This is a genomic window from Candidatus Thermoplasmatota archaeon, assembly GCA_035541015.1.
Taxonomy (GTDB): domain Archaea; phylum Thermoplasmatota; class SW-10-69-26; order JACQPN01; family JAIVGT01; genus DATLFM01.
In genome coordinates, this window is record DATLFM010000094.1 from 13,433 (window position 1) to 26,325 (window position 12,893).

16 protein-coding genes are annotated in these 12,893 nt (G+C 71.2%); 10 read left to right on the plus strand and 6 right to left on the minus strand.

The window, feature by feature from the left end:
• Positions 1-5 precede the first annotated feature (5 nt).
• Positions 6-509, minus strand: a complete 504-nt coding sequence (locus VM681_08580) for a DinB family protein (protein HVL88039.1) — start codon at positions 507-509, stop codon at positions 6-8.
• 94 nt (positions 510-603) lie between these two features.
• Between VM681_08580 and VM681_08585 the strand changes: the two genes are divergently transcribed.
• The 3 genes from VM681_08585 to VM681_08595 all read left to right on the plus strand — a co-directional run bounded on the left by VM681_08585 (position 604) and on the right by VM681_08595 (position 1,522).
• Positions 604-843, plus strand: coding sequence for a hypothetical protein (locus VM681_08585; protein ID HVL88040.1), 240 nt, complete (start codon positions 604-606; stop codon positions 841-843).
• Positions 840-1,265, plus strand: a complete 426-nt coding sequence (locus VM681_08590) for a hypothetical protein (protein ID HVL88041.1) — start codon at positions 840-842, stop codon at positions 1,263-1,265. Before VM681_08585 ends, VM681_08590 begins: the two co-directional genes overlap by 4 nt.
• A gap of 62 nt (positions 1,266-1,327) precedes the next feature.
• Positions 1,328-1,522 carry a hypothetical protein gene (locus tag VM681_08595; GenBank protein HVL88042.1) on the plus strand — a complete coding sequence of 65 codons (195 nt, stop codon included), beginning with the start codon at positions 1,328-1,330 and terminating at the stop codon, positions 1,520-1,522.
• Here the strand turns inward: VM681_08595 and VM681_08600 are convergent.
• Positions 1,519-2,445, minus strand: coding sequence for a hypothetical protein (locus tag VM681_08600; GenBank protein HVL88043.1), 927 nt, complete (start codon positions 2,443-2,445; stop codon positions 1,519-1,521). The genes VM681_08595 and VM681_08600 overlap by 4 nt on opposite strands.
• A 55-nt stretch (positions 2,446-2,500) precedes the next feature.
• On the opposite strand from VM681_08600, the gene VM681_08605 reads away from it, so the two are divergent.
• From VM681_08605 to VM681_08625, 5 genes are all read left to right on the plus strand, one after another.
• Complete coding sequence (locus VM681_08605; GenBank protein HVL88044.1) at positions 2,501-4,918, plus strand: DEAD/DEAH box helicase; 2,418 nt, start codon at positions 2,501-2,503, stop codon at positions 4,916-4,918.
• A gap of 2 nt (positions 4,919-4,920) precedes the next feature.
• Positions 4,921-5,466: an acyltransferase gene (locus tag VM681_08610; GenBank protein HVL88045.1), complete on the plus strand. Its 546-nt coding sequence runs from the start codon at positions 4,921-4,923 to the stop codon at positions 5,464-5,466.
• Positions 5,467-5,733: 267 nt separating this feature from the next.
• Positions 5,734-6,114, plus strand: a complete 381-nt coding sequence (locus VM681_08615; protein HVL88046.1) for a cobalamin B12-binding domain-containing protein — start codon at positions 5,734-5,736, stop codon at positions 6,112-6,114.
• Positions 6,111-7,085: a methylmalonyl Co-A mutase-associated GTPase MeaB gene (meaB, locus tag VM681_08620; GenBank protein HVL88047.1), complete on the plus strand. Its 975-nt coding sequence runs from the start codon at positions 6,111-6,113 to the stop codon at positions 7,083-7,085. The genes VM681_08615 and meaB overlap by 4 nt, the downstream gene beginning before the upstream one ends.
• A 72-nt stretch (positions 7,086-7,157) precedes the next feature.
• On the plus strand, positions 7,158-8,501 hold the full coding sequence (locus tag VM681_08625) for an ABC transporter substrate-binding protein (protein HVL88048.1): 1,344 nt from the start codon (positions 7,158-7,160) through the stop codon (positions 8,499-8,501).
• Here VM681_08625 and VM681_08630 read toward each other — a convergent pair.
• The 4 genes from VM681_08630 to VM681_08645 all read right to left on the minus strand — a co-directional run bounded on the left by VM681_08630 (position 8,455) and on the right by VM681_08645 (position 11,860).
• Positions 8,455-9,150, minus strand: a complete 696-nt coding sequence (locus VM681_08630) for an ABC transporter ATP-binding protein (protein HVL88049.1) — start codon at positions 9,148-9,150, stop codon at positions 8,455-8,457. The genes VM681_08625 and VM681_08630 overlap by 47 nt on opposite strands.
• Before the next feature lie 66 nt (positions 9,151-9,216).
• Positions 9,217-10,026, minus strand: a complete 810-nt coding sequence (locus VM681_08635; protein HVL88050.1) for an ABC transporter ATP-binding protein — start codon at positions 10,024-10,026, stop codon at positions 9,217-9,219.
• A complete protein-coding gene (locus VM681_08640) occupies positions 9,975-10,931 on the minus strand; it encodes a branched-chain amino acid ABC transporter permease (protein ID HVL88051.1) in 957 nt (318 codons plus the stop codon). Before VM681_08640 ends, VM681_08635 begins: the two co-directional genes overlap by 52 nt.
• Complete coding sequence (locus tag VM681_08645; protein HVL88052.1) at positions 10,928-11,860, minus strand: branched-chain amino acid ABC transporter permease; 933 nt, start codon at positions 11,858-11,860, stop codon at positions 10,928-10,930. Before VM681_08645 ends, VM681_08640 begins: the two co-directional genes overlap by 4 nt.
• 108 nt (positions 11,861-11,968) lie before the next feature.
• Here VM681_08645 and VM681_08650 point away from each other — a divergent pair, with 108 nt between their 5' ends.
• The gene (locus tag VM681_08650) at positions 11,969-12,505 is read left to right on the plus strand and encodes a hypothetical protein (protein HVL88053.1); all 537 of its coding nucleotides are present in this window, start codon (positions 11,969-11,971) and stop codon (positions 12,503-12,505) included.
• 86 nt (positions 12,506-12,591) lie between these two features.
• The gene (locus VM681_08655; protein ID HVL88054.1) at positions 12,592-12,864 is read left to right on the plus strand and encodes a hypothetical protein; all 273 of its coding nucleotides are present in this window, start codon (positions 12,592-12,594) and stop codon (positions 12,862-12,864) included.
• The last annotated feature ends 29 nt before the right edge of the window (positions 12,865-12,893 follow it).

Consider the following 12,893-nt stretch of genomic DNA (forward strand, 5'->3'; position numbering starts at 1 on the left):
CGTCCCTAGCGAAGCTTCGTGCCGTAGTCCACGTAGTTCGACGGCGGGGGCTCCACGTTCTGGTGCCACAGCGACGCCAGCACCTCGCCGCGGTGGAGGTGCTCGTGCGTGAGGATGTGGAAGAGGATCTCCTCGACCGTGTAGTGCGAGCGCGCGGGCCGCGACTCCGCGTGCGTGGGGTCGACGGGCCCGCACAGGCGCAAGAGCCCGGCGTCGTCGAGCGACGCGACAAGGCCGTGCGTGCGCGCCCGGGCCTGCCGGGCGAAGGAGCGCACCGCGCCCAGGCCCGTGAACTCCGTCGGCTTGTGGCGTTCCCACTCGGGCGGCTCGCCGGCGATGACGTCCGCCCACGCCATCTCCACGTTGGCCACGTGCGTGAGGATCCCAAGCGGCGTGAAGTACGAGAAGTCGACGTTGGCGCGCAACGCCTCGGCGGGGACCCGGGCAAGGGAATCCCACCACCGCTCCGAGATGCTGTCGCTGAAGGCGAGGAAGCGTCGGACGTCCATCCGATCCGGGCAAGCGCGCGCCCCTGCTTGAATCCGACGGGGCAGCAACCCTTGTCCCCAAGCTTGCTCGTCCCCCCGAGCCCTTGGCTTTCACATGCACGGTCAAGGACGCAAGCGGCCGACCGTCGCCGAGCATCCGGAGGAGCCGTCCGACGCGCATCGGCCGGCAGACGACGTCGAGCGGGAGAAGCGCGCCGTCGCCGCGCAGGCGGAGACGGGCGCCCGGCCGCCGGAGATCGCCGGCGCCGCCCGCTCGCTGCCGCCGCCCGTCCGCGCGCACGTGGACCACCCGCCGCGGCGCCCGGGCCGCGCCTCGGGCAGGGGCGAGCCGTGACCGACGTCTTCGAACAGAGGCGTCTCGAGAAGGACCGCGCGGACCGGGAGGAGGCCGTGCCAAGCGACGACTCGGCGGCCGAATCGCTCGCAACCCGTCCCGACGAATCCGTGCGCGTGCTCTCCGATCCGAGCGTGGGCGACGTCGCGCGGGACGCGCGCGAGCGCGTGGGCCCCGAGGTTTCCCAGACCGAACGCGAGCTTGCCAAACGCGGGGGCGAGAGCGGGACCGCAGACGCCGGCAAAGACTACACGCGTCCCGGCTCCGCGATCCCGGCGGAAGATCCGCGCGAGCGCGCGGAGCGGCAGCACGAGGCCGCGCGCGCGAGCGCCTCCCGTGAGGCCATGGCGCAACCGCGGGCTCCCGACGAACTCTCCGCCGCCGCGCGGGAGCAGAAACGGCGGGACCGCCGGCTCCGCTAGCGGCCCGCCGACCGTGAACCGTCCCAACAGGCCTTTGCGGAACCACGGCAAACGCGGGACCCATGGCCACCGACCGATCGCTGGACGAGATCCTCTCCACGCTCTACGACCGAAAGACCAAGCCGCCGGAGGCGTTCCTGCGCCCCGAGCGCCGCGAGGAGTCGGCCATCGAGGGCAACGGCCCCCTCGGCCGCGCATCGCCGACGGACCCCCCCGGCACCTCGCGGCAGCGCGAGCGCGAGCAAGCGGAATCCTAGGCGACGGCGCCGCCTTCGCCCGCGCCGACGACGAACGCCTCGAGCTTGGCGGCGTGCGTCGGCCCTCCCTGCGGCGCGCGCGCCGTGACGGAGAACTCCACGTGCTCGCCCGCGCGCGCGCCCGCCGGCGACCGCACGAGAACGTAGAGGGTCCGCTCCTCGCGCGGATCGAGCTGCACGTCGGGCATGGCGAGGAAGGCCGTCCACCCTTCGGCGCCGCCCTGCACGTCGAGCCGCAGCGTCGCCCGTTGCGAGGAGCCGTTGCGCAGGCGGAGCGGGAACGAGACGCCCTTGCCCGGCTCCACGTTCTTGCGGGGCTCGGGCGCCGACAGGAGCGGAGGCGCGCCCATCGACCGCAGGTACCACCACGCGCCGGCGCCCACCGCGGCAAGCGCCAACGGGAAAAGAAGAAGGACGCCAAGGCCCACGCCGCCCCCCGAGGGCGGCACGAAGGGGGGCGGCGGAACCTCCAGGGACGCCGTGACGGTCTGCGTGAGGACCGGCCCCGAGACAGGCGGCGCGCCGGGCACCGGAATCGGCGGGGGACAGGTGACGGACGCAGTCGCGGTCACGCCGGCAAACCGCGCGGCACCCACGCTCTGCGGCGCGGTGAGACGCAGCACCACGGTCTTCGTCGAGCCGGGCGCAAGCGTGAACTCCTCCGCTTCGGGCGCTCGCGACCACTCCGCCGCGTCGGGCTGCGAGAACGACAGCCGCACGCTTGCCGTGACCGCGTCCGTGCTCGCGAGCGTGACGTTGTACGCGGCCGTCTCGCCCGGGGGCAGCCGCGCGGTCGCCGGATCGACCGCAAGCGCGTACGAAGCGGCCGCGCACACGGGCTGCTGCGCGCCCGTCGGCGCCGCGAAGAAAAGGGAAGCGCACAGCATGGCGCCCACGAGGATTCCCCGCCGCAGCACGCGCATCGCGCGCCCATGCCACCGGCGTCTTAAAGCACTTGCGTTGCGTTGCGCCGGCCCGTTGCCCGAGTTCGTGCAGCATCCCCGGATCGCCGCATCGACCCTCGAGCGCCGGCCGTTCCAGGAAGCGATCGCGCGCGCGTGCCTTTCCCGCAACACGCTTGTCGTGCTGCCCACCGGCCTTGGAAAGACCGCCATCGCGCTTTCGGTCCTCGCCGAGCGACTGCGGCAGCGCCCCGGCCAGAAGGCGCTGTTCCTCGCCCCCACGAAGCCCCTTGCCGAACAGCACGCCGCCTTCCTCTCCCGCGCGCTCACGCAGCCGCGCGTGGTCGTGCTCACCGGCGAGACGCCGCCCTCCGAGCGCGCGCTCCTGTGGAGCTCGCACGAGGCCATCTGCGCAACGCCGCAGGTCGTTCACAACGATGTCCTCGCCGAGCGCGTCGACCTCGCCGACTGCGCGATCGTTGTCTTCGACGAGGCGCACCGCGCAGTCGGCGACTACGCGTACCCGTTCCTCGCGGAGCGCTACCGAGCCCGCGCGCCGGAAGGCCGCATCCTGGGCATGACCGCCTCGCCGATGCGCGCGGCCTCGGCGCCCGGCGAGGCCGCGCGCATCGGCGAGGTCTGCCGCAACCTTGGCATCGAGGGCGTCGAGATCCGCACGGAATCGGACCCCGACGTCCGACCGTACGTGCCCGGCATCGCGCTCGAATGGCTCGAGGTTCCCATGCCCGACCAGCTCCGCGCCGTCGCGGACCCCATCCGCCGCGCGCTCGAAGAGGACGTCCGCGCGCTGCGCGAGGCGAGCCTCGTCCGCGCCCCGCGCGTGGGCGCCGCCGAGCTCCTGAAGGCGCAAGCCGCCATCCAGGCGCGCCTTCGCGAGGCCGGCGACAAGGCCCCCCGCGAGCTCTACCGCATGGCGAGCCTCCAGGCGCGCGCGCTCAAGGCCAACCACGCGCTCGAGCTCGTCGAGACGCAGGGCCTCCAGGCGCTGCAAGCGTACTTCGAGCGGCTGGAGCAGGATCGTTCGAAGGCGGCAAAGGCCCTCCTCGACGACCCTCGCATCCGCCAGGCGCGCATCCTCGCCGAGGGCACGCGGGTGGAGCATCCGAAGCTGCGGCGCGTCGCCCTTCTCCTGCGCGAGCAGCTCGAGAAGAAGCCGGACTCGCGCGCGATCGTCTTCACGCACTACCGCGACACGTGCGAGCTTCTCCACCAGAAGCTCGCCGAGGTCGAGGGCCTCCGCCCCGCGCGCTTCGTGGGGCAGGCCAGCCGCGGCGAGGACAAAGGCCTCTCGCAGAAGGAGCAGGCCGCCGTCCTGCAGGCGTTCAAGGACGGCGCGTTCAACGTGCTCGTCGCGACGAGCGTCGCCGAAGAGGGGCTCGACATCCCCGCCACCGACCTCGTCCTTTTCTACGAGCCCGTGGCAAGCGAGATCCGCACGATCCAGCGCCGCGGCCGCACCGGCCGCCTGCGACCCGGCCGCGTCGTGGTGCTCCTTGCCAAGGGCACGCGCGACGAGGCCTACTACTGGAGCGCGAAGAACAAGGAGAAGCGCATGCGCGCGCAAGTCGACGACCTGCGGAAATCCTTCGCGGCCGTGAACGCAAGCCTGAGCGCAAGCGCCGCCCGCGCGCCCCCGAGCGCCTCGCAGGCGCCCCTCGAAGCCTTTGCGCCGCCGAAGTCCGGCGAATCGGAACCCGACGGGCCGCCGGGGGGCCAAAGCCCTGGAGGAAGCGAAGCTTCCTCCGGGCCCTCGGAATCGCCCGCGGCGATTCCGCAAGGCCGCCCGCCGGCGAAGCCGGCGCTCGGCTCCACGGCCGCCGCCCCGCCGACCCGCCTGGAGATCATCGTCGACCATCGCGAATTCACGAGCCCCGTCGTGCGCGAGCTTGCGGCAAGGGACGTCGCCGTGAAGCCCGCGCAGCTCCCCGTGGGCGACTTCGTGCTCTCCGACCGCCTGGGCGTCGAGCGCAAGACCGTCGACGACCTCGTCGACAGCCTCGTCGACGGACGCCTCTTCGCGCAGGTGAAGCTCCTTCGCCAAAGCTACGCCGCGCCCGTCCTCGTCGTGGAAGGCGAGGACCTCGCCCCCGCGCGCCGCATCCCGCCCGCGGCCCTGCACGGCGCGCTCGCCTCCGTCGTCGCCGACTTTGGCGTGCCCGTGCTGCGCACGCGCGACGCGCACGAGACGGCCGCCCTCCTGTACGGCATGGCGCGGCGCGAGCAGAAGGAGGCCGGGCGGCCCGTCGCGCTGCGCGGGGACAAGCGCGCCTCGGATCCCGACGACGAGCTCCGCGTCGTGCTCGAAGGCGTGCCGGGCGTCTCGGCCGTCCTCGCCGAGCGCCTGCTGCGCCGCTTCCGCACGCTCTCGGCCGTCGCCGCCGCCGACGAGGCGGAGCTTCGCGAGGTCGAGGGCATCGGCGAGGTGCTCGCGCGCCGAATCGCTGAAATCTTCCGCCGCACGTACCGGGGCTGACCATGCGACGCACGACCACGCGCGAGAGTCCGGGTCCCGCGAACTCGCTGCAGTACTGGCGGCGGATCGTCCCGCTGCGCCGCGTGGCGCGCAACTGGCTTTGCAACAAGCTCGCGCGCGACCTGCCGAGCTTCCGCGCCAAGAACTGGCTGTACCGTCGCATGGGCGTGAAGGTGGGCGACAACGTGAGCGTGGCGTGGGCGGCCACGATGGACGTCCTGTTCCCCGAGCTCATCACGCTCGAAGACGATTGCATCGTGGGCTACAACACGACGATCCTCACGCACGAGTTCCTGCGGCGCGAGTGGCGGACGGGGCCGGTCGTCGTGGGCAAGGGCGCCACGATCGGCGCCAACTGCACGATCCTGCCCGGCGTGAAGATTGCGCCCGGCGCGGTCGTCTCCGCGCATTCGCTCGTGAACTCGGACGTCGAGGGATTCGTCGGCGGCGTGCCCGCAAGACCGTTGCGCCAAAGCGGCCGCGAAGCGGCCGCAGAGAGCAAGAAAGAGGGGGGCGTGGGGGGATTCTTCCCCCCACACGGGCGGTAGCAAGCGCCAGATGTATACGTATGCATACATTGGTATACGTATGTATACATGGTCCGCAACATCGCGGTTCCTCCCCCCACGGAGTTTTAAGTACCCGGGTCCGATTTCCCCCGCATGGGCAAGCTCAAGGGCAGTCGGCGCGACCGGCCGGACCCGTCGGCGATTGCGCCGCGCTCGGACGCACGCGCGCCGGGGGGCCGCAGCCCCCCGAGCCCCCCGCTCTCTGCGGACGCGCTTCGCGCGTCTGCCACGACGCGCCCCCGGCGCATCCTCGTGGCAAAGCCCGGCCTCGACGGGCACGACCGCGGCGCAAAGGTGATCGCGCGCGCGCTCTCGGACGCGGGCTTCGAGGTCATCTACACGGGGCTTCGCCAGACGCCCGAGCAGATCGCCGCTGCCGCCGTGCAGGAGGACGTGGACGCCGTCGCGCTCTCCATCCTCTCGGGGGCGCACATGGCGCTCTTCCCGCGCGTGCTGGAGCTTCTCCGCGAGCGCGACGCGGGCGACATCCCCGTGGTGGGCGGGGGCGTCATCCCGGAGGACGACGCGCGCGAGCTCAAGCGCGCGGGCGTGCGGGAGATCTTCGGGCCGGGGACGAGCACGCAGGAGATCGTGGCGTTCTTCCGCAAGGAGCTCGACGCGGCGTGACGTCGTCGGCCCCTTCCGTGGCGCAGCTCGTTTCGCGCCTTCGCGAAGGCGACGCGCGCGCGGCCGGGCGCCTCATCACGCTTCTTGAGAACGACGGCGGGGGCGCCTCGGAGGCGCTCTCGCTCCTGCACCCGCTGGGCGGGCGCGCGCACGTGATCGGCGTGACGGGAGCGCCGGGGACGGGCAAGAGCACGCTTGTGGACAAGCTCGTGGCGCTCGCGCGCACGCAGGGGCGGACGGTGGGCGTCGTGGCGGTGGACCCGTCGAGCCCGTTCACGGGCGGCGCGGTGCTGGGCGATCGCATCCGCATGCAGAGGATCGCGACGGACCCGGGCGTGTTCGTGCGAAGCCTTGCCACGCGAGGCGCGCTCGGCGGGCTCTCGCGCGCGACGGGCGACGCGGTGGCGGTGCTCGACGCGATGGGCAAGGACATGATCTTCGTCGAGACGGTGGGCGTGGGGCAGGACGAGGTGGACGTCGTGAAGACGGCCGACACGGTCGTGCTCGTCACGGCGCCCTCGCTGGGCGACGAGATCCAGGCGTTCAAGTCGGGCATCATGGAGATCGGCGACGTGTTCGTCGTGAACAAGGCGGACCTTCCCGGCGCCGATCAGGCCGCCGTCGAGATCGAGTCGGCGCTCTCGCTTGCGGAGGAGGCGCACGGGGCGTCGCCGCGTTGGCGTCCGCCGGTGCTGCGCACGGACGCTTCGCGGGGCGAAGGCGCCAAGGAGGTCCTCTCCGCGTGCGGTCGCCATTGGGCCTGGCTTGCGGAGGCGGGGGGGCTCGCGCAACGCCGGGCGAGCAAGCGCGAGGCCGAGATCCTCGATCTTGCGCGCGAGCGCGTGGCGCAGTGGGCGCGGTCCGACCCGCAGGCGCGCACGCTCTTGGCCGCGCTGGCGCGCGAGGTTGCGCAGCGGAGGATCGACGCGCGTAACGCCGCAAGCGTGCTTCTGTCACGCTTTCGCGAGTAGACAAGAAACCCATCCATATCGAACCTAGGATTTAAGTGCGGCCAGCCAAATGCCCGCCCCGGTGGAAAGCGCATGCGCTTGTTCCGAACGTCGTCCGGATTCCCGATCGTGACCGTCGCGCTTCTCGTTGGCGTCGCCCTTGCGGGCTGCACAACGCCTGGACCGGGGCCGGGCCCCGGAGGGGATGGCCAGCCCATTCGCATCGGCACGCTGCTGCCCATGTCCGGCGGGCTTGAGCAGTACGGCCCGTCGATGCGCAACGGCGCCATCCTCGCCATGGAGCAGATCAACGCGGCCGGCGGCGTGCTGGGTCGGCAAATCCAACTGTTCCACGAGAACGACCAAACGAACAACGACGCTTCCGTGGCCGCCGCGCGCACGCTTGTCAACACGCACCGCGTGGTGGCCGTGATCGGGCCGGCCGGTTCCCCGATGGTCATCGCCTCGGGACCCACCATGTGGGACAATCGCATCCTCCACATCTCGCCCTCGGCGACAAGCCCGCAGCTCACGGAGCTTGCGCGCGACGGCACGACGGGCGGCTACTGGTTCCGAACGGCGCCCGACGACGGCCTCCAGGGCAAGGTCGCCGCGGCCTACGCCATCGCAAAAGGCTACGCGCGCGTGAACATCCTGGCCAGCAACAACGCCTACGGCCTGGGCCTGGCCGAGGCGTTCAAGGCGTCCTTCGAGAACCAGAGCTCGGTGCCGCCGCGCGTGAGCAACATCGTCACCTACACGGACGATCCCATCCAGGCGAGCTACAGCGCGGAGGTCGCGCAGGCCTTCACGGGCGCGCCCAACGCCGTCTTCTTCGTCGGCTATCCGGGCGCGGCGGCCGTCATCATGCAGGACTGGTGGGCCAACCGCCAGCTTCCGGGCTACGACGCCCAGTGGATCTGGAGCGAGGGCGTCTACAGCCAGGCGCTCGTGGACGACATGCGCGGCCGCGACATCGACGTGCGGGGCGTGACGGGCACGGCGCCGCAGAGCCCGGGCGATCGCGAGGCGACGTTCAACCAGGCGTACCGCGCCCGCTTCAACGAGGCTCCGGGCCTCTTTGCGTCGAACACCTACGACGCGGTCATGGTGATCGCGCTTGCGATCCAGAAGGCCGGCAGCACGGACGGCCCGGCCGTCCGCGACGCGGTGCGCACGATCGCGCGAGCGCCCGGCCAGGAGATCGGTCCTGGCCAGTGGGCGCAGGCGCGCCAGGCGCTCGCCAACAACACGGACATCAACTACCAGGGCGCTTCCAACGAGGCGGACTTCGACCAAAACGGCGACGTCGCGAGCGCGTACATCATCTGGGTCGTCAACGACGAGTGGCGTCTTACGACGCTGTGCGCGATCCCGGGCGCCGACGTGCTCACGAATCCGGTTCCGATCGCAGACGCTTGTCTGGGCCAGGCGTAGCGGGGCCCGCGGGCCCGAGGTAGGACCGGCCCATTTCCGGGTCGGCGAGCACCTCGGGGCCCCGCCCCTCGAAGCGGTTGCGGCCCCGGTCCAGCACGTACGCGCGATCGGCCATCGAGAGGATCCGCCGCGCGCGCTGCTCCACGGCCAGCACGGCCGTCCCGCCGTCCCGGATGGAGGCGAGGCGCTCGAACACGGAATCGGCCACGACCGGAGCCAGGGCCGCCGCCGGCTCGTCCACGACAAGCAGCCGGGGCTCGGACATGAGCGCCTTGCCAAGGGCGAGCATCTGGCGCTCGCCGCCGGAGAGCGAGCCTGCGCGCTGCAAGGCGCGCTCGGCAAGCTTGGGGAAGGCCGCGAGCACCGTCTCCAAAAGCTCCGCCTCCCGCTCGGGGCGGACGAAGGCGCCCATCGTGAGGTTCTCCCGCACGGTGAGCGAGGGAAAGACGTTGCGGACCTGGGGCACGTACGAGATGCCCAGGCGCACGCGCGAGGAGGCGGTCCGGCGAAGCAGGTCCTGCCCGTCGAACGTCACCCGGCCTTCGAAGACGCGCGCGACGCCGACCACCGCCTTCACGAGCGTGCTCTTGCCGGCTCCGTTGGGGCCCACGACGGCGACGAGCTCCCCCGGCTCGACGCGCAGGTTCACGCCGTGCAGGATGCGGCTTTGACCGTACCCGGCGGTCAGGTCTTCGACGGCAAGCAGCGCCGTGCTTCAGCCCCCCAGGTAGCTTTCGAGGAGCCGCGGATCGGCGCGGACCTCCTCGGGCGTTCCTTCCACGAGCTTGCGGCCTTCGTGCATGGCGACGACGCGGTCGCACCGACGCAGCACGACCTCCATGTCGTGCTCGACGAGCAGGAAGGTGAGGCCCTCCCGTCGCAGCTGCTCGAGCCGGTCGAGGATCGTGGCGGCAAGCGCGGGGTTCACGCCGGCCACGGGCTCGTCGAGCAGCACCATGCGCGGCTTGGCCATGAGCGCGCGGGAGAGCTCGAGGAGCTTCTTCTGGCCGCCGGAGAGCTCGTGGGCCGGGAGCTCCGCGACGCCCGCAAGGCCCGTCGTTTCGAGAAGCTCGGTCGCGCGCGTGCGCACCTCGCGCTCGAAGGCCTTCCAGCGGCGCGGCCGCAGAAGCCCCCCGAGGGTCTCGCCCGGATGCCCGGGCGCGGCGAGCACGACGTTCTCGAGCACAGTCAGGCTCCCGAACTCGCGGGGCGTCTGGAAGGTGCGGACGAGGCCGCGCGCTGCGATCCGGTGCGGCGGAAGGCCGGCGATCCGCTCTCCGTCGAACCGCACGTCCCCCGCGTCGGGCGCAAGCTCGCCGGCCACGATGGAGAAGAGCGTGGTCTTGCCCGCGCCGTTGGGGCCGATGAGCGCCACGATCTCCCCGGGCCGGACGTCAAACGAAACGCCGTCGACGGCGCGCAGGCCCCCGAACGACTTCGTCACGCCGCGCAGCGACAGGAGCCCGTCGGCGGCTAGGTTCTCGATACGACCCTCTCCTCGGGAAGGATCCCGGACGGCCGCCACAGCACGACGACGATGAGGAAAACGCCGATGAGCGCGAGGCGCACGAAGTCGATCTTGGGCTGAAGGAAGTCGGGAAGCTGGTCCTTGAAGCGGAGGAGGCCGTAGGTGACGCCCCAGAGGGCAAAGGCGCCCAGCGCCGCGCCGCGGTGGTTGCCAAGCCCGCCCAGGATGACGGCCGTGGCCACGAAAAACGTGTCGACGGGGGTGAACTTGCTCACGGGCTCGATGAAACGCGTGAACAGCGCGTAGAGAGCCCCCGCAAGACCCATGAACGAAGCGCCCATGGCAAAGGCCGAAAGCTTGAGCCGGAACGCGTCCTTCCCCAACGCCTGCGCGGCGGCCTCGTCGTCGCGCACGGCGCGCAGCGACCGCCCCCACGGGGAGCGCGAGAGGTACTGCGCGAGCACGAGCAGGACGAGGAACAGCCCGACGACCACGAGCATCATGTACACCTCGGCCTCGGCGGCGCGAAGATCGGGGAACGGTCGGGGAATGGGGCCGATGGGTCCCACGCCGTGCACGCCGCCCGTGATCGATTGCTCGTTGACGAGGAAGCGGCGGAAGATCTCCGAAAAGCCGATCGTGACGATGGCGAGGTAGTCGGCCCGGAGGCGCAAGGCCGGATAGGCCACGGCCACCGCAAACACGGTCGTGAGCGCGATGGCGCCAAGGATGCCCACGGGGATCGGAAGGCCATGGCCCCAATGGCCCGGGTAGGCAAGGCTCGGGTCGGCGTGCCGCGACGAGAGCCAGACGAACCCGTAGGCGCCCATGGCCCAGAATCCGGCCACGCCCAGATTGAAGAGACCCCCGTAGCCCCATTGGAGGTTGAGGCCAAGCGCAAGGAGCATGTACAGCCCCGCGAAGGTCAGGAAGAACGCGAGGTCGGGATCGAGGAACGTCACGGGGCCGCCTCCGTGGGGCTCCTCCTCCGGAAGCGCGCCAGAAGCGGCGGGGCGCCGGCGCCCAGGATGCCCGTTGGGCGCAACAGCAGAACGACGATCATGACGACAAACGCCACGGCAAGCGAGTAGGTGGCGTTGAGGTTGAGCGCGAAGAACACGGGTTTGCTCACCTCGGTGGAAAGCCCGATGAGAAAGCCCCCGAGCACCGCGCCGTAGGGGCTGCCGATGCCGCCCAGGATCACGGAGGCGAACAGGAGCAGCAGCATGCCAAAGCCCATCGTGGGGGACAGCTGCGTCGTGGCGGCGAGGAACACGCCGGCCAGCGCGGCAAGCGCGCCGCCCAAAAGCCACACCGCCGCCACCACCACGCGCGTGTCGATGCCCGTCGTGCGCGCAAGCTCGACGTCGTCGGCGGTGGCGCGCATGGCGATGCCAAGCCGCGTGCGCGTGAGCAGGACGTGCAGACCGATGGCCACGAGGACGGCCACGGCAAGCGCCAGCAATCGCGTGGGCGTCACCGCGACCGGGCCCAGCCGCATGGCCGTCTCGGCGGGAAGCCGGAACGTAAGCGGGCTTGTGCCCCACACCATGCGCACGACGTTCTGCAGGACGAAGCTTAGCCCCACCGTGGCGATGAGGGGGGGCAACGGGCCGCGGCCCTCGAAGCGCCAGAACAGCCCGTGCTCAAGCGCAAGCCCAAAGAGCGCGATCGAGACCATGGCCACGATGGCGGCGACGACGACGTCGAGCCCCATCTGGACGTTCACCACCCACGCGACGTACGCGCCCAGGGTGAGGAAATCGCCGTGCGCGAAGTTGGCGAAGCGGCGGATGCCGTAGACGAGGGTGAGCCCGACGGCCCCCAGTACGAGGATGCCCCCGACGACAAGCCCGTTCACCACGAATTGGAGGAGGCTTGCGTCAACCATGCGGAGGGGGGCATGGCGTTCGGCGAATATAAAGCGCCGGCCGTTTTTTCGAATCGCACGAAGCCGGTTCCTTCATCCGTCTCCTGGCCTGTCTGGCCGCGGGTCTCCATGACCGCCAAACCGCCCGCGTTCCCGACCGCCGCGCTCGCTCTGATGGCCGCCCCGCAGCAAACCTACACGCCGCCCCCGCCGCCGCAGCAGTGGGCGCCGGCGCCCAAGCCCCGTCCGCTTGGCGTCACCATCCTTGGCGTCCTCTACCTGCTCGGCGGAGCGTTGATGGCGCTTGCGGGGTTGGCGTTTGTCGCCGGCGGCGCGGCCATGAGCGCCGCGTTTGCGCCGTTCCTGCCCCTGCCGGGCGCGCTGCTGGGCGCGGCGCTTGCGGTCGTGGGCATCGTCGTGCTTGGAATCGGCGTGCTCTCCATCGTCGTGGGCAAGGGTCTCCTCGACGCTCGGCCATGGGCCTGGACGGTCGCGCTCGTCCTCACCGCCATCGGCCTACTCATGGGCGTCCTCAACCTCGTGACGGGGAACGTCGGCGCCATCGTGAACGTGGCCATCTCGGGCTTCATCGTCTGGTACCTCTACCAGGACGGGGTCAAGGCCTGGTTCGGCCAGGGCCACATGGCCACGCCGTGGGCCCGCTGAACGCCCGCGCACGCCCGGAAGGATCGGCCCGCCGATCCTTCCGGCATATCCTTTAATACGGGTCGCCCATTCGCGCCCCGTCGACCATGTCCGACAACGACGCGCGACTGTTCCTCGCCGACGACGTCCTGGGCTGGATCTCGATCTTCCTCCTTTTCCTTGGCGTCATGTTCGTCCTCGCGCAGCTTCCGCACGTCCTCGCCGGCACCGCCCAATTCTCCGGGTGGCAGTACGTCTTCCCGATCACGGCCTTCGTCGCCGGCATCAAGAGCAAGCGCGACGCCGTCGCCTGGGCCGCCGTCCTCCACTTCAGCCTGCTCTTCCTCGTGGACGTGTTCTACGGCGTCGGCGGGATTTGACAGAGCCGCTCGGCTACCGCCTCGCGGAG

Bases quoted from the DNA above. Each gene is read 5' to 3' on its own strand.
- VM681_08580 (HVL88039.1), bottom strand. From the start codon at position 509: ATGGACGTCCGACGCTTCCTCGCCTTCAGCGACAGCATCTCGGAGCGG.
- VM681_08595 (HVL88042.1), top strand. From the start codon at position 1,328: ATGGCCACCGACCGATCGCTGGACGAGATCCTCTCCACGCTCTACGAC.
- VM681_08655 (HVL88054.1), top strand. From the start codon at position 12,592: ATGTCCGACAACGACGCGCGACTGTTCCTCGCCGACGACGTCCTGGGC.
- VM681_08645 (HVL88052.1), bottom strand. From the start codon at position 11,860: ATGGTTGACGCAAGCCTCCTCCAATTCGTGGTGAACGGGCTTGTCGTC.
- VM681_08650 (HVL88053.1), top strand. From the start codon at position 11,969: ATGACCGCCAAACCGCCCGCGTTCCCGACCGCCGCGCTCGCTCTGATG.
- VM681_08625 (HVL88048.1), top strand. From the start codon at position 7,158: ATGCGCTTGTTCCGAACGTCGTCCGGATTCCCGATCGTGACCGTCGCG.
- VM681_08610 (HVL88045.1), top strand. From the start codon at position 4,921: ATGCGACGCACGACCACGCGCGAGAGTCCGGGTCCCGCGAACTCGCTG.
- VM681_08585 (HVL88040.1), top strand. From the start codon at position 604: ATGCACGGTCAAGGACGCAAGCGGCCGACCGTCGCCGAGCATCCGGAG.
- VM681_08600 (HVL88043.1), bottom strand. From the start codon at position 2,445: ATGCGCGTGCTGCGGCGGGGAATCCTCGTGGGCGCCATGCTGTGCGCT.